Origin of the sequence: Acidaminococcus sp. HCP3S3_G9_1 (assembly GCF_052122455.1) — a bacterium.
Lineage (GTDB): Bacteria > Bacillota > Negativicutes > Acidaminococcales > Acidaminococcaceae > Acidaminococcus.
Genome location: NZ_JBQKCH010000019.1, coordinates 23,966 through 45,428, shown reverse-complemented (window position 1 = coordinate 45,428; position 21,463 = coordinate 23,966). Strand labels below are relative to the sequence as shown.

At 51.3% G+C, this 21,463-nt stretch carries 17 protein-coding genes and 2 pseudogenes; all 19 read left to right on the top strand.

The annotated features are described in order from the left end of the window. The first annotated feature begins 155 nt into the window (after nt 1-155). The 19 genes and pseudogenes from ACTQY1_RS10400 (at nt 156) to clpX (ending at nt 21,452) form a co-directional block, all read left to right on the top strand. A complete protein-coding gene (locus ACTQY1_RS10400) occupies nt 156-905 on the top strand; it encodes a glycosyltransferase family 2 protein (RefSeq protein ID WP_441374174.1) in 750 nt (249 codons plus the stop codon). A gap of 34 nt (nt 906-939) precedes the next feature. Beyond that, complete coding sequence (locus ACTQY1_RS10395) at nt 940-1,869, top strand: glycosyltransferase family 8 protein (RefSeq protein ID WP_441374173.1); 930 nt, start codon at nt 940-942, stop codon at nt 1,867-1,869. Nucleotides 1,870-1,894: 25 nt separating this feature from the next. After that, nucleotides 1,895-3,103 (top strand): O-antigen ligase family protein, encoded by a 1,209-nt coding sequence (locus ACTQY1_RS10390; protein ID WP_022488147.1) that lies wholly within the window; start codon nt 1,895-1,897, stop codon nt 3,101-3,103. Between the two features lie 12 nt (nt 3,104-3,115). After that, nucleotides 3,116-3,907 carry a glycosyltransferase family 25 protein gene (locus ACTQY1_RS10385; RefSeq protein ID WP_154487758.1) on the top strand — a complete coding sequence of 264 codons (792 nt, stop codon included), beginning with the start codon at nt 3,116-3,118 and terminating at the stop codon, nt 3,905-3,907. Nucleotides 3,908-3,957: 50 nt separating this feature from the next. Continuing rightward, nucleotides 3,958-4,971 (top strand): glycosyltransferase family 9 protein, encoded by a 1,014-nt coding sequence (locus tag ACTQY1_RS10380; protein WP_229778410.1) that lies wholly within the window; start codon nt 3,958-3,960, stop codon nt 4,969-4,971. Continuing rightward, on the top strand, nt 4,968-5,963 hold the full coding sequence (locus ACTQY1_RS10375; protein ID WP_441374172.1) for a glycosyltransferase family 8 protein: 996 nt from the start codon (nt 4,968-4,970) through the stop codon (nt 5,961-5,963). The genes ACTQY1_RS10380 and ACTQY1_RS10375 overlap by 4 nt, the downstream gene beginning before the upstream one ends. A 107-nt stretch (nt 5,964-6,070) precedes the next feature. Continuing rightward, the gene (locus ACTQY1_RS10370; RefSeq protein WP_441374171.1) at nt 6,071-7,912 is read left to right on the top strand and encodes a phosphoethanolamine transferase; all 1,842 of its coding nucleotides are present in this window, start codon (nt 6,071-6,073) and stop codon (nt 7,910-7,912) included. 45 nt (nt 7,913-7,957) lie between these two features. Then, nucleotides 7,958-8,923 (top strand): glycosyltransferase family 8 protein, encoded by a 966-nt coding sequence (locus tag ACTQY1_RS10365; protein ID WP_154487761.1) that lies wholly within the window; start codon nt 7,958-7,960, stop codon nt 8,921-8,923. Nucleotides 8,924-8,968: 45 nt separating this feature from the next. After that, on the top strand, nt 8,969-9,358 hold the full coding sequence (locus ACTQY1_RS10360; protein WP_441374175.1) for an HI0074 family nucleotidyltransferase substrate-binding subunit: 390 nt from the start codon (nt 8,969-8,971) through the stop codon (nt 9,356-9,358). 222 nt (nt 9,359-9,580) lie between these two features. Then, a pseudogene (locus tag ACTQY1_RS10355) lies at nt 9,581-9,892 on the top strand (AlbA family DNA-binding domain-containing protein); the annotation flags it as partial. Nucleotides 9,893-9,922: 30 nt separating this feature from the next. Continuing rightward, nucleotides 9,923-10,837 (top strand): ATP-binding protein, encoded by a 915-nt coding sequence (locus ACTQY1_RS10350; RefSeq protein WP_308664374.1) that lies wholly within the window; start codon nt 9,923-9,925, stop codon nt 10,835-10,837. Between the two features lie 18 nt (nt 10,838-10,855). Beyond that, entirely contained in the window at nt 10,856-12,883 is a 2,028-nt protein-coding gene (locus ACTQY1_RS10345; protein WP_441374170.1) for an LTA synthase family protein, read from the top strand. A gap of 319 nt (nt 12,884-13,202) precedes the next feature. Then, nucleotides 13,203-14,370, top strand: a pseudogene (locus ACTQY1_RS10340) (nucleotide sugar dehydrogenase). Nucleotides 14,371-14,379: 9 nt separating this feature from the next. Then, complete coding sequence (locus ACTQY1_RS10335; RefSeq protein WP_288311645.1) at nt 14,380-15,378, top strand: NAD-dependent epimerase; 999 nt, start codon at nt 14,380-14,382, stop codon at nt 15,376-15,378. A 236-nt stretch (nt 15,379-15,614) separates the two neighbouring features. Beyond that, nucleotides 15,615-16,442, top strand: coding sequence for a carbon-nitrogen hydrolase family protein (locus ACTQY1_RS10330; RefSeq protein WP_022488136.1), 828 nt, complete (start codon nt 15,615-15,617; stop codon nt 16,440-16,442). Between the two features lie 154 nt (nt 16,443-16,596). Continuing rightward, nucleotides 16,597-18,003 (top strand): alanine/glycine:cation symporter family protein, encoded by a 1,407-nt coding sequence (locus tag ACTQY1_RS10325; protein ID WP_022488135.1) that lies wholly within the window; start codon nt 16,597-16,599, stop codon nt 18,001-18,003. Between the two features lie 197 nt (nt 18,004-18,200). Then, nucleotides 18,201-19,520, top strand: coding sequence for a trigger factor (gene tig / locus ACTQY1_RS10320; protein ID WP_154487764.1), 1,320 nt, complete (start codon nt 18,201-18,203; stop codon nt 19,518-19,520). Between the two features lie 20 nt (nt 19,521-19,540). Continuing rightward, the gene (gene clpP / locus ACTQY1_RS10315; protein WP_022488133.1) at nt 19,541-20,134 is read left to right on the top strand and encodes an ATP-dependent Clp endopeptidase proteolytic subunit ClpP; all 594 of its coding nucleotides are present in this window, start codon (nt 19,541-19,543) and stop codon (nt 20,132-20,134) included. 43 nt (nt 20,135-20,177) lie between these two features. After that, complete coding sequence (clpX, locus tag ACTQY1_RS10310; protein ID WP_441374169.1) at nt 20,178-21,452, top strand: ATP-dependent Clp protease ATP-binding subunit ClpX; 1,275 nt, start codon at nt 20,178-20,180, stop codon at nt 21,450-21,452. Nucleotides 21,453-21,463: the final 11 nt, after the last annotated feature.

The following is a 21,463-nucleotide window of genomic DNA, read 5'->3' as shown; positions in this document are numbered from 1 at the left end:
TTACTGCTTTCGATGGTGAAATTAAAATAAAAACAGACGTGAGCAAAAATCGCTCACGTCCGTGTGTGGTAGATGAATTGGAGCTTACCCCAACATTTGACAAAGAACCTATCTTTAGGGTAGACTTAAAGTTGAATGAGAAAAGGAGACGCATTATGGGAACCTGTACGGTAGCTATCCTGACAAAAAATGAGGAAAAACATATTCTGGCGGCTCTGGAATCCGCCCGGCCCTGTGCCGATCAGCTGCTGGTGGTGGATTCCGGCAGTACGGATCATACCGTGTCCCTGGCCCGGGAGGCCGGAGCGGAAATCGCCTTCCGGGAATGGGATGAGGACTTTGCCGCCCAGCGGAATTTTGCCCTCTCCCAGGCCAAGGGAGACTGGATCCTGTATCTGGATGCCGATGAACGGCTGACCCCGGCGCTGGTGGAAAAAATCAATGCCATAAAAAAAGGAAACCAGGACCATCAGTATTCCTTCAAACGGATCAACATAGCCTTCGGCCATGAATTCCATCATGGAGCCTTCAGCCCGGACCGGGTGAAGCGGTTGTTTCCCCGGGAAAAAGTCTGCTGGGTGGGAAAGGTCCACGAACGGCCGAAATGTCCACTGCCGGTGACGGAGTTGGGAGAATCCCTTCACCATTACACCTATGATTCCTTTGCCCAGTGGTGGAACAAGGCAGGCCATTACACCACCCTGTGGGCGGAAGAAGCCCGGGGACGGGGCAAAAAGGCAACGGCCCGGACCGCTGCCGGCCATGCCCTGCTGGGGATGGTGAAAGCCTATGTGCTGGAAGGCGGGTTCCTGGAAGGGAGCATGGGATTCATTGCAGCGCTTCAGCACGGGATCTACACCGCCATGAAGTATATGAAACTGGCGGAGCTTTGCAGCAGAAAGTGACAAGATCCATCAAACAGCAAAAGAGGTGACAGAAATGGACGAGATTTCCATTGTCCTGGCTTCTGATGACAATTACGCCCAGCATGGGGCGGTGGCCTGTGCCTCCATCCTGGCCAACTACCGGGGGGAACGGCCCATCCATTTTTACTATTTTGACGACGGCATCAGCGAAGAGAAACAGGCGGGGCTTGCCGCAACGGTGACCGGTCTGCAAGGGTCCATTACTTTCATCCCCACCGCCGGGAAAGAAATCCAGGCCCATACCAGCGGTCATGTGAACCGGGCCGCCTATTTGCGGCTGCTGATCCCGGAGCTGGTACCCCAGGCGGTGCACCGTGTGATTTATTTGGATACGGACCTGGTGGTACTGGATGATATCCAGGAACTGTGGGAAATGGACCTTCAGGGGAAACCGGTGGGGGCCGTGCCTGACCTGGGTATCCTGGCTTCTTCCCGGATGCGCCGGCAGAAGGAAGAGACCCTGGGAATCCAAGAGGGAAAACTGTATTTCAATTCCGGGGTCATGGTCATGGACCTGGAAGCCTGGCGGGAAAAGCAGTACGGCGACCAGGTGATCCGGTGTGTGGAAGAGGGAAACTTCCGCCACCACGACCAGGATGGGCTGAACAAAGTGTTCCAGGACAACTGGCGGCCCCTGCCCCTCCGGTGGAATGTGATTCCACCGGTGTTCACCCTGCCGGTGAAGGTGCTGAAAAAATCCCGCTGGCGGAACCTGGCCCTGGAGGCCCTGGAACGGCCGGGGGTGTTCCACTGGGCCGGCCGGTACAAGCCCTGGGAGTTTCCGCCCAAGGGCCATTTCAACGAAAAATACTATACCTACCTGGCCAGCACAGCCTTTGCCGGGGCAAAAATGCCCCAGCCGGGAAAGGATATGAGGGGAAAATCCGTAACCCGTCAGGAACTGCGGCTGAAGCTGGCTGAATTGTGGAAGAAACTGTTCTAAGGAAGTTGGGGGAGAATTTGAAAGAATGATTTCGGACAATCGGCTGCAGTGGCTGCTGATGGCAGCTACCAATCTGTATCTGTTCTTTCTGTGCAGTACAAAATGGAATGCAGGGTACAGCATCAGTCTGGGATTGGTTGTTGTTGTAATGTTGATTTATTGGAAACGGAAGAAAAAAATCGCAATACCGGTCCACAAAGTATGGCTTTTGTGTTATGGCTTATTTATGGGGCTTATTTTTCTGGCGGCGGTAGCGTCGGGAAAGACTGTCGTCATAAAAAGTGCAATGAATTTTATTTTCTATACGATTCCTTTTTGGGTTTTGGTGATGGCTCTCCAGTACAAGGAGAAGCCCATCAGGGCATATGCGCAGTGGGGCCTTTGGGGTGGGTCTCTTGTTTTATGCGGGGTTGCTTTTTATCAGCATGTTCTCCAAAATTTCCCTGCCCGGCTCCAAGGGCCTTTTCCCAATCCCAATAATTTCGCACTGGCTCTGGAATGTCTTCTTCCTTTTCAGGGCTGGCTTCTTTGGGACACTTGGAAAGGGGAAAAAACTGCAAAATGGGAGTGGCTTGGAATTATACCTTTTGCCTGTAGTATTGTTGCTTTGTGGATGACTCGTTCCAGAGGAGGTATTGCAGGGGTTTTTGCAGGAATGGCTATTGTTATTGTGTATCATTGGATCATAAAACGAAAATGGAGTGCAAAAAAACAGATAGCCATATTTTTGTTGTTCCTTACCAGTATGGGAATCTGTACAGCATTTGGCACTGTGAATTTAGCCCGTCGCAAGTATGATGGCGAACGGGTGCTGCTGTGGAAATCATCGTATTCCATGTGGCTTGATCATCCTGTTATCGGTGTGGGATTTGGACAATGGAGTAAAATTTACAAGGCAAAATATATTTTGCCGGAAGCAAAGGAACCGGATTTGCCCGTACCTCACAATAATTTTATGACTTTTTTATCTACTGCTGGATTACTGGGGGGAGTTGGATATTTTTGCTTTGCGGCAGGGACTCTGCTTCTTATGATGAGAGCCATACAACTGCACTCTGAGGAATATGTCTGTTATGCTGTATTGTGGCTTTGCCTTGCCAATCTTATTCATGGAATGGTGGACAATACCCTTTACTCAAAATCAACTATGAGATTATATTTTGCCATGTGGGGCATTGGCTGCAGTATACAGACTTCTTCGAAGGGTAAGGCTGATTATCGTACGATTAAATAGCAGGGGTGAGTCATGGGGATGATGGAAATTTATCATTATATAATCAGTTCACCAGTTGCATATCAGAGACGGACTCAAATTGATAAAAATTTTAGGGAATATGGAATAAAACCCAATTTTTTTAACGCCATTATGGGGAATCAGCTGACTGAACAGGAGTTGCAGCAATTCACTGCAAAACATAATATTTTAAATAAAGGGGCAATTGGCTGTGCCCTTTCCCATCTTGAAATTTACAGGCAGTTGTTGAAAAGTGAAGAACCTTATGTTTTTGTATTCGAAGATGATGTTCGCCTATCTCCGGACTTTGTCCAATATTTCCCTAAAATCAAGGAATTTTTGAATCAGATGACTAAACCGGCAGTACTGCTTCTTTATAGAGTAAAGGCTCCGACAAAAACCGTTTTTTCATTGGGGAATGGATATAAAATTCTTCATGCGTTGGCTGGAACAGCTGCTCATGGATATGCAATCAATCGAAAAGCGGCAGAAAACTTGCTAAAGGCACAGAATCCCATACAGTTTGAAATTGATGCTTGGAATCTGTATTATAAATTAGGTTATTTAACCATATACTGCATAAATCATGAGTTTGGCTATTTGGATTCAAATGTTTCGCGGAACTCTGTTATTGAACAGGTTGCCGAAAAAGAAAGAAAGTCATCAAGATATGTCAATCAATATAAAAAAGAACATTTCATGACGTTATATTTCCGGTATCCAATCTGGAAACGGTGTATACTTCAACTGAAAAGAATTCAGCGTCATTTTATGGAAATGTACTATGACAAGGAAAATAAATGACTTACAAAAATATTTTTGTTGATGGTATCATGCATATGGGAGATATGATTATGACCGCCTCTGTGTTTCCGGTGCTTCGGAAGCATTGCCCCGGGGCTAGGATTACGTATCTCTGCAGCGCCAACCTGGCCTTTGTGGCAGAATTGCTGGAGGGTGTGGATGAAGTGATCCCTTACCGTTATGCCAGCGGAGGCGGGTATGGGGATGTGTGGCGGATGGGGCGGCAGCTGTCCCAGCGTCATTTTGACCTGGGGATTTCCCTGGACCCCCGGGAACGGGTAACGCTGATGAAATGGTTTGCCCGGATTCCGGAACGGATCAGCATGGAACAGGCACTGGGCTGGAAACTGGGATGGGAAAAATGGTTCTATACCCGGGACCTGGAACTGCCTGCAGGCTGGTCCTATCAGGAACATTCCATGGCGGCCAGCTTTCAGCAGATGATGCGGGGCTTTTTCGGAGATCCTTCCCAGGAATTCGTGCCGCCCCGGCTGAAACCCATGGCGGCGGAACAGGAACGATGGGCACAGAAGCTGCTGCAGAAAGCGCCGGCCGCCGGGAAGAAGATTGCCTTGTGCATCCAGACGACCTCCCGGACCAAGGACTGGCCGGCGGAAAAGTTCAGCCAGGTTTGTGACTGGCTGGCAGAAACTTATGGAGCTACCCTGTACCTGACGGGCATTCCTGCCCACCGGGAACGGGGAAATGCCATCCTCCAGGAAATGAAACACCGGGAGGCCGTGGTGGATCTGATCGGGAAAACCAGCTTTCTGGAACTGACGGCTCTTCTGGCCCATATGGACCTGCTGCTGACCCTGGATACCGGGACTGCTCATATTGGAGCAGCGGCAGGTTGTCCGGTGGTTACCCTCTTTACCTTCAATTCCCCGGTGATCTATCGGGCGCCGGGAAAACATTGTGTCGGGGTCAGCGGGCATCTGCCCTGTTCTGGCAAACATATCTGCATCGGTCCCAGCCGGTGTACAAAATCCGACTGTGTGGATGCAGTGACCGTTCCCATGGCGGAAGCGGCCATAGAGACATTATTTCAGGAGACAGCATGAAAACATTTGAACCGGGCTTTTTTGCCCTGGAGAATTTTATTCGGAAGCAGGAAACCTTCGATTTTCTGGATCCCCATTCTGGGGAACCCTGGCATATGGCTTACAATGTGAACGACCCCTTTTTCCAGATCATGGGGGCTTCTATGGTTTCGGTGCTGGAAAACAATCCGGCCCATCCTTTTGTGTTCCACTTGTTTACCGACGGCTACAGCCGGGAAAACGGGGACAAAGTCCGGCAGCTGGCAGAAAAATGGCACTGCCGGTGCACTCTATATGAACTGGATATGGCACCCTTCCAGGATTTCCATGTAAAAGTGGCCCGATTTTCCCGGATTACCTACGGCCGGCTCTATATGGCCAAAGTTCTGAAGGGGGAAACGGACCGGTTCCTGTATCTGGATGCGGATACCATGGTGATCCGTTCCCTGGAGGATCTGTTTGGTCTTTCCATGGAGGGCGAGGCTATGGGGGCTGTTTCCGAACGGCCGAAAGATGCGGCCTATCGGGGCGGCTATCTGAAGCTGAAGAACGGAAAGTATTTCAACGACGGAATCATGGTGATCAATATCCCGGAATGGGAAAAGCAGGGGATTACGGAAAAAGCCTTTTCCTTCCAGAAGGAACCCCGGGAACGGTTCCTGGGACAGAGCCAGGACGTGCTGAATCTGACTTTTGACGGCACCAATCTGTTCCTGCCTCCGGTGTACAACGAATTCGGAGGTGGGGAAGACGACAAGGGTGAGGGAGTGATCATCCACTGGACCGGCCGGCGGAAGCCCTGGCAGATGGTACTGGCCCCCTTCGATGCCCAGTGGCGGCAGTACAATGCCCTGTCTCCCTGGGAGACCATCACCAATACCCTGCCCATCAAGAAGCCGGAAAACTACCATGACTTCAAACAGTGGGCCAAATACCGGAAAAAAGACAGCCTGGCAGATTTTCTGTGGGGAATGGGCTGGTATGCAATTTTGAAAATGCGGTATAAGCTGTAACCGTGCGTCACCCTTTTACAGGTGGAGAGAGGGTGACGCTTTTTATTTATTCTTTTGATCCGTAAAGATAATTATATGTACTACTGAGATGATGGAGATGGATTATTTTGGATAGAAAAAACAGTTTTGAAAAATATAAGGGGTATGGACATAAAATTCTCGTATCATTAATTGTTTTTCTGGGGATACTGCTTATCTCCCGGCTGCCATCTACTGTTTATGATTCTTATCTTCGATATAAAGACATAATAGGAATTACAGCTGTCTGCTTTTTATCGGTTGTGACCCTAATGGACTTCCGAAAAAGAGCTTTTGTTTGTTGGATTTTAATGCTTTTACTTTATGAGGTTCCAGCTTATATAAAGTTATCAGTAGGAAGTCCATTAAGCATGGATGAGATAACCGATACTTACTGTCTTGCCACATCGCTGTATTCGTTTATCAGTGGTGGTTTGGTTGCCATTCACTGGATCTCTAATCGAAAAATTCGGCGGATAGTTGGTGCTGCCTGGAATTTACTGGCTTTGGCGGTCATTTTTGCACCGCTGGGGCTGATTGGTTACTACTTTTTAAGTGGTCATTTGCTGACATCCAGTATTGTGCTGACTCTTTTTCAAACCAATCTTCATGAAGCGGTGTCCTATCTGAAAAATGATAACCCTGTTTTATGGGGGGTGTCTTTTGCAGTTGTTTTCAGTATTGCGGGAATCTATATCTATCAGCTGAATCGGACGGCAGATAAGGTACTTAATAAAGAACTGGCGCCAGGTTTTACAGTAGTTTTGCTGGCGGCAATAATTCTCTGTGGAACCAAGGGCGTTGCCAAAGTCAGGTATGCATCGGTTACCAGTCTGATAAAACAAACCAGCCAGAGTTTAGAACAATATAAAGAGTACACCAATGCCAAACGGCGAAGAGAGGAAAATCTGAAAGAACTAATACATCTGTCTGTCGATTCTCAAAAGAGCGGTACGTTTGTGTTGGTCATTGGGGAGTCTGAATCACGGGATCATATGCATGCTTATGGTTATCAACGGGAGACGACACCCTGGTTGGATCAGGCTGTTTCGCAGCCTGAAAATATTTTGTTTACCCATGCATATTCCAATCATACGCATACAGTTCCCACCTTGACATATGCTTTGACTGAAAAGAATCAATATAATGCGGTGCCTTTGGAAAAGGCTTATTCTATTATAGAAGTGGCAAAAGCAGCCGGATACCGAACCTATTGGATCAGCAATCAAGTTAAATATGGGGCTTATGATACTCCCATAGCCGCTATTGCAAGCTCGGCAGATCAGGAAATTTGGATTAACGGAAATTCTGGATATACTACTTGGACGAATTATAATGATGGTGAATTGGCTAATAAGCTGCGTCAAATCAAATTCGATTCCCAGAAAAACAATCTGGTGATTATCCATCTTATGGGCAGCCATACCGATTATCAGGAAAGATATCCCAAAAAGCAAGAGAAGTTCTCAGTGAAAGACAAGAAAACAAGAAGAATCAATTCCTATGATAATACCGTCTTTTATACGGATGCGGTTTTGCACCAGATTTATGATATAATGCGAGCAAGAGATGAGTTCCAGGGAATGGTCTACTGTTCTGATCATGGAGAAGATATGCAGCACAGCCATGAAGTGACAAAATTCACTTGGTCTATGGCACGGATTCCTTTTGTCGTTTTTCTGTCCCAGAACTATTGCCAAAGGAATCCTGCAACATTCCAGAATCTGGTAAAGCATAAAGAGGATTATTGGACCAATGATTTACTGTATGATGTACTGATCGACTTGATGGGAATTCAGAATCTGCCTGGAAGAGAGGAAACAAAAGACATTGCTTCAGATCAGTATTTTCTTCCATTGGAGCAAGGAAAAACCTGCCATGGGACAAAGTCCCTGGCTGATGATCCTGGCGTAGGTTCCGACAATCAATAAAAAATGAAATAAGAAGGAGAAGCAGTTTAGTACTGCGGGAGAAATATGGAAATTACGGCAACAATAGAAACCCAAAAAATTGAATTTGGCAGTCCGGATGTACTGGCAGGAAAAGAATCAGTGCATATTGGGTACGGAACAGATGAGAATTTTGTGATGCCTATGGGCGTTTCCATGATTTCTGTTTTGGAAAACAATAAGGAACTGCCGATTGTTTTTCATATCCTGACGGAAAATATCAGCGAGAAGAGTATTAACCAACTGAAAACCATAGCATCTAGATATCCAAATTGTGGAGTACAAGTTCATTTTACAGATTTGAGCATTATTGATGGTCTGCCTATGTTTGCCCTTGGCAAAGCAACCTATATCCGGGTGTTTTTGGGGCAGATTTTGGATCCTGCAGTGGAGAAAATTCTCTATTTGGATGGAGATATCGTTTGCCTTCAGTCAATTCAGAATCTGATTCATAGAGATTTTTCTGGGAAAACGGTAATGGTGGTAGAAGATGTACCAGCAACAGCCAGAAAGCAGGAAAAAAAGTTTCAGCTGCAGCAGTATTTTAATGCTGGAATGATTTTTATGAACATGGTTCAATGGCGGCAGGAAAAAATCTCCGAGAAATTTCTTGATGTATGTTTTGAGTATAAAGAGAGATTGAATTATTTAGATCAGGATGCATTGAATATAGTGTTGGAAAAGAAGAAACTGATGGTAGGAAGGGAATATAATTTTATTCCACTTTCTGCCGAGGAAACTGAAGTCCCAGATAACGCGGTATTTCTTCATTATGCAGGGACGAAGCCGTGGTATTGCTGGTTGGATTTTCCCCTGAAAAGATATTTTATAAAATATTATAAGATGTCTCCCTGGAAAGATGAATCGCTGCAGCAACCCCGAAATTACCGGGAAATGCATTATATGTCCCGTGCCCGATGGAGACAGGGAAAATATTTTGATAGTGTGTACTGGTTTATCCAATATATTTCTACTAAAATCAAGAAAAAATAATTTGTTGAATGTTGGTAAAAGGGGAGTAGAAGATGGCATCTAAAAATCTCTTACAGATACGGATGGAGACAGCCAAAAAAAATCCTCACCAAACTCCACGAACTGGCCGTAAAACCGGATCTGTCCGAGGTGGAACGGGATGCCCTGATCCAGCGGTTCGAATTTTCTTTTGAACTGCTTTGGAAATGCGCCAAAGAATACCTTTATGTGGAAGAAGGGATTGATGCGGCGTCTCCTAAAAAGGTCATCCGGTGCTGCCGGGAACTGGGGCTGCTGGATGAGGGGCAGACCCAGGAAGCCCTGCAGATGGCAGATGACCGGAATCTGACCTCCCATACCTATGATGAAACTTTTGCCCAAGCGGTGGTGGAACGGATCCGCCAGTATGATCCGCTGCTCCAGTCCTGGTTGGATAAAATAGGCGATGCCAGGTAGAAAAAGAAGCGTATAAATCGGAACCGTAGGGGCGGCAGACCCGGCCGCCCGCAGATACATCGTTTGTTCATGTGTTCTGCGGGCCGCCGGCTGTACAGTTCCTGCGGTTTTTTTTCGTTGCAAACGCAAATGCAACGCAAAATTTACGTTGCATTTGCGTTGCAACTATTGCTATAATTAATGCAACGCAAATGAAACGAAAAGAAAAGGAGGCGGAATTTTGTGGAACGGGAAAGCAGTACATTGGAATATAAGGAAGATATTACAAACACCTTTTTGAAGACTGTCAGTGCTTTTGCCAATTATCAGGATGGAAAAATCATTTTTGGCGTCCGGGATGATGGTACGGTCAAGGGCATTCCCCAAGCCGTGCAAAAATGTCTGGATATAGAAAATAAAATCAATGACAGTATTTCACCGCAGCCTGATTATACGCTGAAAATCAATGAAGAAAACCAGACTATTATCTTGACGGTGAGAAAAGGAGATAATCCACCATATCTGTACAAAAATAAAGCGTATAGAAGGAGTGATTCCGCTTCTCTTGAAGTGGACCGCCTGGCTTTGAACCGGTTGATCCTGGAAGGGTCCCACCGGTATTTTGAAGATTTGCCGGCGAAGGATTCTTCTTTAACCTTTTCCGTTCTGTCCCGGGAAATGGAAAAACAACTGGGGGTTTCTCAGGTGGATACGGATGTATTGAAAACATTGGGATTTTATACGGCAGGAGGCAAGTTCTCCCATGTGGCGGAACTTTTTTCTGATCAGAATACCTTTCCGGGGGTGGATATGATGGTCTTTGGCCGGTCCATCAACGAAATCCGGGAACGGATCAAAATCCATGGATGTTCCGTATTGTCGCTGTTCCACCAGGCTGTGGAACGGATTGCCCGGGAATACCAGGTGGAGAAAATCGATGGAGTGGAACGGCGGATGGTGGAGAAGATTCCCGGCCAGGCCATCAGAGAAGCCATGGCCAACGCTCTGGTACATCGTACCTGGGATATTCCCACTGCTATACGGGTGGCCATGTATCCGGACAAGGTGGAAATTACCTCGCCGGGAGGACTGCCGGCAGGCATCAGCCAGGAAGAATATCTCCATCATCAGATTTCCATTCTGCGGAATCCCAAACTGGCCAATGTGTTCTATCGGCTGGGGTATATTGAAGCCTTTGGAACGGGCATCCAGCGGATCCTTTATGCCTACCGCCAAAGCCGGGTCAAACCGGATTTTCAGGTAACGGATCATATTATTCAGGTGATCCTGCCTCTGGTGGATGCCATGCCGCCCTTGGACCAGGAGGAGCAAAGAATCTGTGCCGTATTTCCGGAAAATGGCCTGCTGAGCCGGCAGGAAATCGAACAGGCCACCGGTTTTGAAAAGACCAAAGTCATCCGTCTGTTGAACCGGCTGGTGGGGAAAAAGGCCGTGCTGAAAGTGGGCAAAGGCCGGGGTACCCGGTACCAGCGGCAGTAATCCAAAAGGAGGGAAATTTTGTTCAGTCTATTCTACGCATCGCTGCAGCAGGATGGAAAGCTGTTTTTGTTCTTTCCCATTCTGTGTGCTGTTTTTCGTCTGATTTTCATTGCCGTGTACAATCCGTACCGGAGCCTGAAGGGCAAGGGGAAGGTAATCTGGCACTGTTTCCGGTACGGGTTCTGGTGGGGGATGGATTTCAATGCCTACGTGTTCCTGATTCCCCTGGTGGTGCTGTCCATTCCAGGGGCTTTTTTTACCGACTGGTACCGGAAAGGGGACCTGCTGCGGATGGCGGGAGGGCTTACCTACAGCCTGGTGCTGTACCTGGCCTTTGCCGGGAAGATGCTGTTCTACAAGCATTTCCATGATATCTTCAACCAGACCATGAAGCTGGGGGCCAAAGCGGAAAAGCACAACCTGGTGGATATTTTCTTCCATCAGGACCACGGGGTCTGGATCCTCTTGGGCATCCTGCCCTATCTGGGGGTGTGCGGCTTCTGCATCCACAAGCTGCTCCAACTGCCCAGCTTCCAGTATCTGATCTTTTTCAGCCCGGTGCTCCAGTACGCCTACAATACGGTGATCGTCCTGGGGGCTGTGGCGGCTTTTTACTGGTTCCGGTACGGGGGGACTTTCTGGCATGACGACAAGCCGGAATGGGATACCATCCCCAGTGTGGTAAAAAAAGACATTTTCTTTGCCAAGGCCACGGTGGACGACCTGGTGGCCCTGGAACAGGTGATGAAGCACAAACTGAATCCGGCCTATGAGCACACCGATGCCCAGGACCTGAAAGCCATCCAGCCCTTCTTTACGGAAAAGGTCCCGGCGGACAAGCTGCCCAACCCGGCCTATGGGTTCAAAAGGACGGCCAAAGGGGCCCGGATTACCAAACCCACCCATATTTTCCTTTTTGTGGGAGAAACCTATCTCCAGCAGTTCTTTGATCCCCAGTTCGCCTGTCTGAACCTGGTGGAAGGGGGCCGGCAGCTGATTGAGGATCCTCATACGGCGTCCCTGACCAGTGCGCTTTCCGCCGGCATCATCTCCCGGCCTTCCATTGTAAGCCTGATGAGCGGGATATTCGATGCAGGGCTGGAACTGAACGAAAAAGAAAGCTTTTGGCGCAACAACCTGCCCACGGCCCTGCCCCGGCAGCTGAAAAAACTGGGTTACCATTCCACTTACTGGTACGGTGGGAATGTAACCTATGGGAACTTCAACCAGTTTGCTCCCGCCTGCGGCTTCGACCAGGTGATGACCGCCACGGATTTCTGTGGTAAAGACGCTCCCAAGACCTGGGTGGGGGTCTATGACAATGTGTTCCTGGAAAAGGCGGCGGAACTGATCCTCCAGCAGGAAGAGGCCAACGGGCCCTACCAGTTCCATTTCCTGTACACCACCAGCTACCACGGGCCCTTCAAGATTCCCCTGAAGGAGTACGGGTATGACCCGGAAAAGGTGATGCCTGAGGCGCCCCGGGACATCCGGCGGAACAAGGAAATCCAGAAAAACCTGGGGACCTTCTGGTTCTCGGACCAGGCTCTGGGGAAATTCATCCGGACCATGCGGAAAGCCTATCCGGACTGTCTGTTCATCCTTACCGGGGACCATTCCATCGATATGAGCCCGGTGCTGGGGAAAACTTCTCTGATGGGACGGGACTGCAACCTGCGGGAACGGCACAGCCCGGTGCTGCTGGTGAACCACCGGGAGCTGAATCCCCACAGCCTGGCCGGGAATACCATCGGGAGCCACATGAACATTGCCCCCACCATTTTCGAACTGATCGCCCCCAAGGGGTTCACCTATTATTCCCTGTATCCTTCTCTGCTGGAACCCATCGATCATGTGGTATCGCCTTACCACTGGCTGCGGAAAGACGCCTACGGCAGCTACAGCCAGGACTTCTATCAGCCCCTGGGGCCCCAGTATGGTCCCGAAGACCTCCAGGAAGGCCCCAAACCTTACACGGAAGAAAGGGAAGCCTGGATGGACCTCACCGGTTATCTGGTCCGGCATCCGGAGGTGCTGGAAAGATAAAATCTGTCAGCGGTCAACGGCCGGTGGAAGGAACCCACAGCTGTGGGTTCCTTCTGAAGGGAAACGCAGCCCTATGGGCTGCTAACCCACCACCCATGCTGCGCATGGATACCCCCGCCCTTGTAAAGGGCGGATATACGCTCGGGCTAACGCCCATTGCCCCCGTGACACGCAGCCTGAGCTCCAGAGTCACTATCCGTCCCTTTCCAATGGCTGCTGACCGTTGACAGTTGACCGTTGACGGGGTGCCGCACGCAATGTGCGGCACCCCCTTTTTTTTATGGTATAATATTCTTATTGCAGGAAAGGAGCCGTTTTTATGAAAATCGCTATTGCAGGCACCGGCTATGTGGGCCTTTCCAACGGGCTCCTGCTGGCCCAGCACCAGGAAGTGGTGGCGCTGGACATTGTGCCGGAAAAAGTACAGATGCTCAACGAAGGCCGGTCCCCTCTGGTGGATGCGGATATTTCCCGCTTCCTGAAACGGAAGGATATCCGGTTCCGGGCCACCCTGGATCCCCAGGACGCCTTCGAAGGAGCTTCCTATATCCATTATCTCCACCCCCACCAACTACGATCCCCAGAAAAACTTCTTCGATACTTCTTCCGTGGAAAAGGTCATTGAAGAAGTGCTGGCCATCAACCCGGAAGCGGTGATGGTGATCAAATCCACGGTGCCGGTGGGCTATACGGAAGAAATCCGGAAACAGTACCATACGGACAACATCATCTTCTCTCCGGAATTCCTCCGGGAAGGGAAGGCCCTGTACGACAATCTCCATCCCTCCCGGATCGTAGTGGGGGAGGGTTCTCCCCGGGGCCGGCAGTTTGCGGCTCTCCTGGCAGAAGGGGCGGAAAAAAAGGACATCCCCCAGCTGTTCACGGGTTCTACGGAAGCGGAAGCCATCAAGCTGTTTGCCAACACATATCTGGCTCTCCGGGTGGCCTACTTCAATGAACTGGATTCCTATGCGGAAATCCGGGGGCTGTCCACGGCCCAGATCATCAAAGGGGTCTGCCTGGATCCCCGGATCGGGGACTTCTACAACAATCCTTCCTTTGGGTACGGGGGCTACTGCCTGCCCAAGGATACCAAACAGCTCCTGGCCAACTACCAGGATGTGCCCCAGAACCTGATTTCCGCCATTGTGGCGGCCAACCGGACCCGGAAGGACCACATTGCTGACGAAATCCTGGCCCGGAATCCCAAAACGGTGGGAATCTACCGGCTGACCATGAAAAGCGCTTCGGACAATTTCCGTTCTTCCGCCATCCAGGGTGTGATGAAACGGATCAAGGCCAAGGGGATCCCGGTGGTGGTCTATGAACCCACCCTGAAAGAAAAGGACTTTTTCCGGTCCCCGGTGTGCCGGGACCTGGACCAGTTCAAAAAGGAATGTGACCTGATCGTGGCCAACCGCTGGTCAGAGGATCTGGCGGATGTGAAAGACAAAGTCTATACCCGGGACCTGTTTGACCGGGACTAAGGAGCAGTTATGGAACCTTTTGACGCCAACAAGAAAATCCTGATCACCGGAGCCGCCGGCTTCATCGGCTATCACCTGGCCAGACGGCTGCTGTCCCTGGGGGCCCGGGTGGCCGGAATGGACAACATGAACGCCTATTACGATGTGCAGCTGAAGAAGGACCGGCTGGCCCGGCTGGAACTGTACCCGGCCTTTTCCTTCACCCAGGGAGACCTGGCGGACAAGGAAACGGTGGACCGGATCTTTGGGGATTTCCGGCCGGACATTGTGGTGAACCTGGCGGCCCAGGCCGGGGTCCGCTACAGCATCGACCATCCCCGGGAATACATCGATTCCAACATTGTGGGGTTCTTCAACATTCTGGAAGCCTGCCGGCATTTCCAGCCGGAACATCTGCTGTTCGCTTCCAGTTCCTCCGTATACGGGAACCAGAAGAAGACCCCCTTTGCCACCACGGATAATGTGGATCATCCCATCAGCCTCTATGCGGCCACCAAGAAATCTGACGAACTGATGGCCTATACCTACTGCCATCTGTACGGGATCCCGGCCACCGGTCTCCGGTTCTTTACGGTGTACGGGCCTTTCGGCCGGCCGGACATGGCGTATTTCAAATTCACCAACAAGATCATGAAGGGGGAACCCATCACCATCTTTAACCAGGGGGACATGTACCGGGACTTCACCTATGTGGACGATATTGTCACCGGCATCCAGAACATGCTGTGCAATCCGCCCAAGGCCAATGAGGAGGGGGACCGGTACAAGATCTACAACATCGGGAACAACCACCCGGAAAAGCTCATGACTTTCATCGAGACCCTGGAAAAGGCCCTGGGAAAAACGGCGGAGAAGGAATACCTGCCCATGCAGCCCGGGGACGTGTACCAGACCTATGCGGACGTAAGCGAACTGGAACGGGACTTCGGATTCCGGCCCAGCACCACCATTGCCGAAGGGCTGGGGAAGTTCGCCCAGTGGTACCGGGAGTATTATCATGTTGAGTGAAGAGGGAAGAACCCACCACCAGCCTTGAGGCTGGTCCCCCGCCCTTAAAAAGGGCGGATATACAAGGGGGGCACAAGGCTGGCTGCCTGCCAATTTACAGCGATACTGTAGGGGCACAAGGCTGGCTGCCCCGCCAATTTACAGCGATACTGTGGGGGCACAAGGCTGGCTGCCCCGCCAATTTACAGTGATACTGTGGCGGTGCAGGTCTGTTGCCCCGCTGAAAGGAGACTGCTATGACCAAATTCATTGCTGCTGCTGTCCAGATGGACTCCCAGGATGATAAAAATGCCAATCTGGCTGCGGCCGAAGGCTATATCCGGGAGGCGGCCGCCAGGGGAGCCAGTCTGGTGGTGCTGCCGGAATCCATGAACTACATCGGCCGGGATATGGCCGGAGAAGCAGAAACCATCCCTGGAGGTCCCACCTTCCGGAAGATGGCGGAACTGGCCCGGGAACTGGGAATCTGGCTGGAAGCCGGGAGCATTTATGAAAGCAATCCGGAAGACCCGGCCCGTCCCTTCAACACCACCTTCCTGGTGCGCCCGGACGGAACCCTGGCCGCCAAATATGCCAAGCTCCATCCCTTTGACGTGGTGTTGCCCAACGGGGTAACCAGCCGGGAAAGCGACCGGGTGTGCCCGGGGAAGACCCTTGCCCTGGGGGATACGGAATGGGGGAAACTGGGCCTGGCCATCTGCTACGATGTCCGGTTCGGAGAGATGTTCCGGATCATGGCCCTGGAAGGGGCGAAGATTTTCGCTGTCCCTGCCAATTTCACCGTGAACACCGGGAAGGACCACTGGGAAGTGCTGGTCCGGGCCCGGGCCATCGAGAATGAATGTTACGTAATCGCTCCCAACCAGATGGGGAAGAAGCCCCGGTTCACCGCCTACGGGAATTCTCTGATCGTGGATCCCTGGGGCACGGTAATTGCCAGGGCGTCGGACAAGCCGGGGGTCATCACCGCCGAAATCGACCTGGATTACGTGACCAAAGTCCGCCAGAGCACCTTTACCCTGGACAACCGGCGGCCGGATGTGTATGAATTGAAAATGTTGTAAAAATGGGGTGTGAATTCTTTCGCACCCCATTTTCGTACATTATTTTTACGGAAACGTGTCAATTTCTTGTCCATAGTGTATAATGTAAAGTATCATATTACGCTTTTTTCTGCAGAGGAACAGGAAAAAGCCCTGAAAGGGAGGACAAATGTCAATGTCACAAATACTTACCACCATGGACGACGTACTGTATTATCCCATCCTGGTCATCGTGCTGCTGGCAGCCGGCCTGTTCTTTACGGTTCGGACCCGACTGATCCAGTTCCGCTGGTTCCGGGAATGCATCCGAGTGGTCATGCAGAAGCCCAGCAAGGAAGGGTCCGTATCTTCGTTCCAGGCTCTGATGGTTTCCACCGCTTCCCGGGTGGGTACCGGGAACATCATCGGGATCTCCACCGCCCTGTGCCTGGGTGGCTTCGGTTCCGTGTTCTGGATGTGGGCCATTGCCATCATCGGCGGTGCCACGGCCTTCATCGAAAGTACTCTGGCCCAGGTGTACAAACGCCGGGATGCCAACGGGGACAGCTACGGCGGACCGGCCTACTACATTGAAATCGCTCTCCACAACAAACTGCTGGCAGGGGCCTTTGCCTTCTTCCTGATCATCACCTATGCCGGCGGGTTCAATGCCCTGGCTTCCTACAACCTCCAGTCCACCTTCAGCGTGTACGGATTCTATGAAAAAGGGGTCACCTCCTGGGTCATCGGGGCCATCCTGGCTGTGCTGGTGGGCTACTGTCTCATGGGCGGCGGCAAACGGATCATGCGGGTGACGGAAGTGCTGGTGCCCTTTATGGGGGTTCTGTATGTAATCCTGGCCCTGGTGATCATTGTGATGCACATCGGGATGATTCCCTCCGTGCTGTCCGCCGTGTTCGCCGATGCCTTTGACTTCCAGAAGATCCTGGGGGGTATCAGCGGTTCCTGCATGATGTATGGCATCAAACGGGGCCTGTATTCCAACGAAGCCGGTGTAGGGTCCGCCCCCAACGCCGCCGCTGCGGCTGATGTGGCCCATCCGGCCCAGCAGGGTCTGGTGCAGATGCTGTCCGTGTTCATCGATACGGTGCTCTGCACGGCTACCGCCCTCATGTGCATATTCTCCGGGGTGGTACCCACCAAGGCCATGGCCGGGGCTCCCTATGTACAGGCTGCCACCCAGACAGACTTCGGGGCTTTCGGTCCCATTATGATCACCGTGGCCATGGTGCTCTTTGCCTTTACCACCCTGATCGGGAACCTGTTCTATGTGGACAACTGCCTGGCCTACCTGAACGGGAAAAAGACTCCCAGTGCCGGCTTCATGAAGGGCTTCCGGCTGCTGGCGGTGCTGGTGATCTTTGTGGGCGCCGGCATGTCCATGGACAACGCCTGGGCTGTGGCTGATATTTGCATGGCCTTCATGTGCCTGATCAACATCCCTTCCATCCTGGCCCTGAACGGCACGGCCATTGCAGTGATGGACGATTACGGCAAACAGCTGGATGCCGGAGTGGAAAACCCGGTATTCAAGGCATCCAATATCGGTCTGGACGAATCCGAGCTGGATTACTGGAAATAATTCCGGACAACCAAACTCTCCCTGCCTCCTCACAGGGGGAGTTTTTCTTTTGCCTTTTTCCTGTCTGTCTGACTTTTGGTTGCTTATTTCCACCTTTTGTGCTATGCTATATGAGCGGTTTTTTAAGCAATTACGACAGACTGTTAAGCATGAGACAAATAAAAATGGCTGACAGCATGTGAGGAGGATTTTTTTAAATGAGCGTTTCCGTAGAAAGAAAAGGTAATGAAGCAACTCTGAAAGTCACTTTGCCGGTTGAAGACGTAGCCAAGGCTTTTGAAAAAGCAGTTGCCAAGATCAACAAACAGGTAACGATCCCTGGCTTCCGTAAGGGCAAAGCTCCCCGTCGTGTGCTGGAAATGCACGTAGGCAAAGACGCCATCAAAGAAGAAGCTTTCGAAATCGCTGCCAACAGTGAATATAGAGAAACCCTGAAAGAAAACCAGTGGGTTCCCGTTTCTGATCCTGAAATCAAAGATTCCAAGTTCGAAGAAGGTCAGCCCATGGAAATGACCCTGGTGGTCACCCTGCGTCCGGAACCGGAACTGGGCCAGTACAAAGACCTGGATGTGGTGAAGGACGAAAAGGAAATCACCGACGCTGACGTGGACAAGGAAGTGGAAAACCTGCAGAAACGGGCTTCCAAGATGGTGGAAGCTCCGGAAGGCAAGGCTCTGGAAAAAGGCGACCTGGCCATCATCGACTTTGCCGGCACCATTGACGGCGAAGCTTTCGAAGGCGGCGAAGGCAAGGGCTATCCTCTGGAAGTGGGCAGCAACAGCTTCATCCCCGGCTTTGAAGATCAGCTGGTGGGCCTGAAAAAGGGTGAATCCACGGATGTGAACGCAACCTTCCCGGAAGACTACTTCTCCAAGGAACTGGCCGGCAAGAAGGCTGTGTTCAAAGTCACTGTCCAGGATGTAAAAGTGAAGGAAGTTCCCGAAGTCAATGATGAACTGATCGCCGCCAACAGCGACAGCAAAACCGTTGCTGAATTCCGGGAAAAGACCATGGACCGTCTGAAGAAGGCTGAAGCTCAGCGGGCTCAGTCCGACTACGAAGCCAACCTGATCAAAAAGGCCGTGGAAAACGCCAAATTCGAAGTGCCTGATGTGATGGTGACCCAGCGTGCCAACCAGATGATGGACGAACTGGCCATGAACCTGGAAGCCCACAAAATGAGCCTGCCTCTGTACCTGCAGTACCTGGGCAAGGATGTGAAGACCTACCGGGATGAACAGAAACCGGTGGCTCTGGAAAACATCAAGACCGACCTGGTCCTGGATGCCATTGCCCTGAAGGAAGGCATTAAAGTCAGCGAAGACGAAATCCGCAGCGAAATGGAACAGCTGGGTGCCATGCACGGTGCTACCCTGAAACAGGTGGAAAAAATCGTGAAAGAAAACGGTTCCCTGGCTGTGCTGGTAAGCAACATTGCCCGCCGGAAAGCTGCCCGTCTGGTCATTGACAGCGCCAAAAACGCTCCCAAGGCCGCAGAAGCTGCTGAAGAAAAATAAAATCCCAGGAGGTGGACGGCATGAGCTATGTGCCTATTGTGGTGGAACAGACCAGTAAAGGCGAACGGAGCTATGACATCTATTCCCGGCTGCTGAAGGATCGGATCATCTTCGTCACCGGGGAAATCGAAGATCACATGGCCAACCTGATCATTGCCCAACTGCTGTTCCTGGAGTCCGAAGATCCGGACAAAGATGTCCATCTCTACATCAACAGCCCGGGCGGCAGTGTCAGTGCCGGGCTGGCGATTTATGACACCATGCAGTACATCCGGCCGGATGTTTCCACCATCTGTGTGGGAATGGCGGCTTCCATGGCTTCCGTACTGCTGGCAGCCGGCGCCAAAGGAAAACGCTATGCCCTGCCTCATTCCAGAGTGATGATCCATCAGCCTCTGGGAGGGGCCCAGGGGCAGGCTACGGACATTGAGATCCATGCCCGTGAAATCCTGCGGATCCGGGAAGAGATGAACCAGATTTTGGCCAGCCACACCGGTCAGACCCCGGAACAGATCCGTCTGGATACGGAACGGGATCATTTCATGACTGCTGAGGAAGCCGCGAAGTACGGTCTGATCGACCAGGTGGTCCATCAGATCAAGACCCAGAAATAAGGGGTAAGTGTCCATCTTGCCCTGGCTGTAAGGAGGGTTTCAGATGGGTTACGATGACAAGAACAACGGCCTGGAGGGTCCGGACTATACCTGCTCCTTCTGCGGGAAAAAGCAGAGCCAGGTAAAGAAACTGATCGCCGGCCACAATGTGTTTATCTGTGATGAGTGCATTGCCCTGTGCAATGAGATGCTGGAGAAGGATTTGAAAGCTCCGGCGGAAGAAACCATTACGGATCTGCCCAAGCCCAAGGAAATCAAGGCCATCCTGGACCAGTATGTAATTGGTCAGGAAGAGGCCAAGAAGACCCTGGCTGTGGCGGTATACAACCACTACAAACGGATCAACTATGAACAGGGACACCACCAGGATGTGGAACTTCAGAAGTCCAACATCCTGATGCTGGGGCCTACGGGCAGCGGCAAGACCCTGCTGGCCCAGACCCTGGCCAAAATCCTCAAGGTTCCCTTTGCCATTGCGGATGCCACCAGCCTGACAGAAGCGGGCTATGTGGGGGAAGATGTGGAAAACATCCTGCTCCGGCTGATCCAGAATGCAGACTATGATATTGCCCGGGCTGAACGGGGCATTATCTATATCGACGAAATCGACAAGATTTCCCGGAAGTCCGAGAATCCTTCCATTACCCGGGATGTGTCCGGGGAAGGGGTTCAGCAGGCTCTACTGAAGATCCTGGAAGGTACGGTGGCCAATGTTCCTCCCCAGGGAGGACGGAAGCATCCTCATCAGGAACTGATCCAGATCGATACCACCAATATCCTCTTTATCTGCGGCGGTGCTTTTGCCGGTTTGGAGAACGTGATCAACGCCCGGACCGGAAAAAAGAGCATGGGCTTTGGGGCGGACATCCCCACCCAGGCAGAAAAGAAAAGCGAAAACCCCTTCCGTCACGTACTGCCGGAGGATTTCGTGAAGTACGGCCTGATCCCCGAGTTCGTGGGACGGCTGCCGGTGGTGGTGACTCTGGACAACCTGGACGAAAAGGCTCTGATCAAGATCCTGACGGAACCCAAGAACGCCCTGACCAAGCAGTATGAACACCTGCTGGCCATGGACCATGTGGAGCTGGATTTCGACGAGGGAGCCCTGAAGGCCATCGCTCACGAAGCCCTGGCCCGGAATGCAGGGGCCCGGGGGCTGCGGGCTATCATCGAAGGCATCATGAAGAACGTGATGTACGAGGTGCCCAGCCGGGACAATGTGGAAAAATGCATCGTGACAGCAGATGTGGTGACCAAGCACAAGGAACCCAAGCTGCTGCTGAAGCAGGAAGATAACGATATAAGAAAGAATGCCTAGAGAAAAGGAAA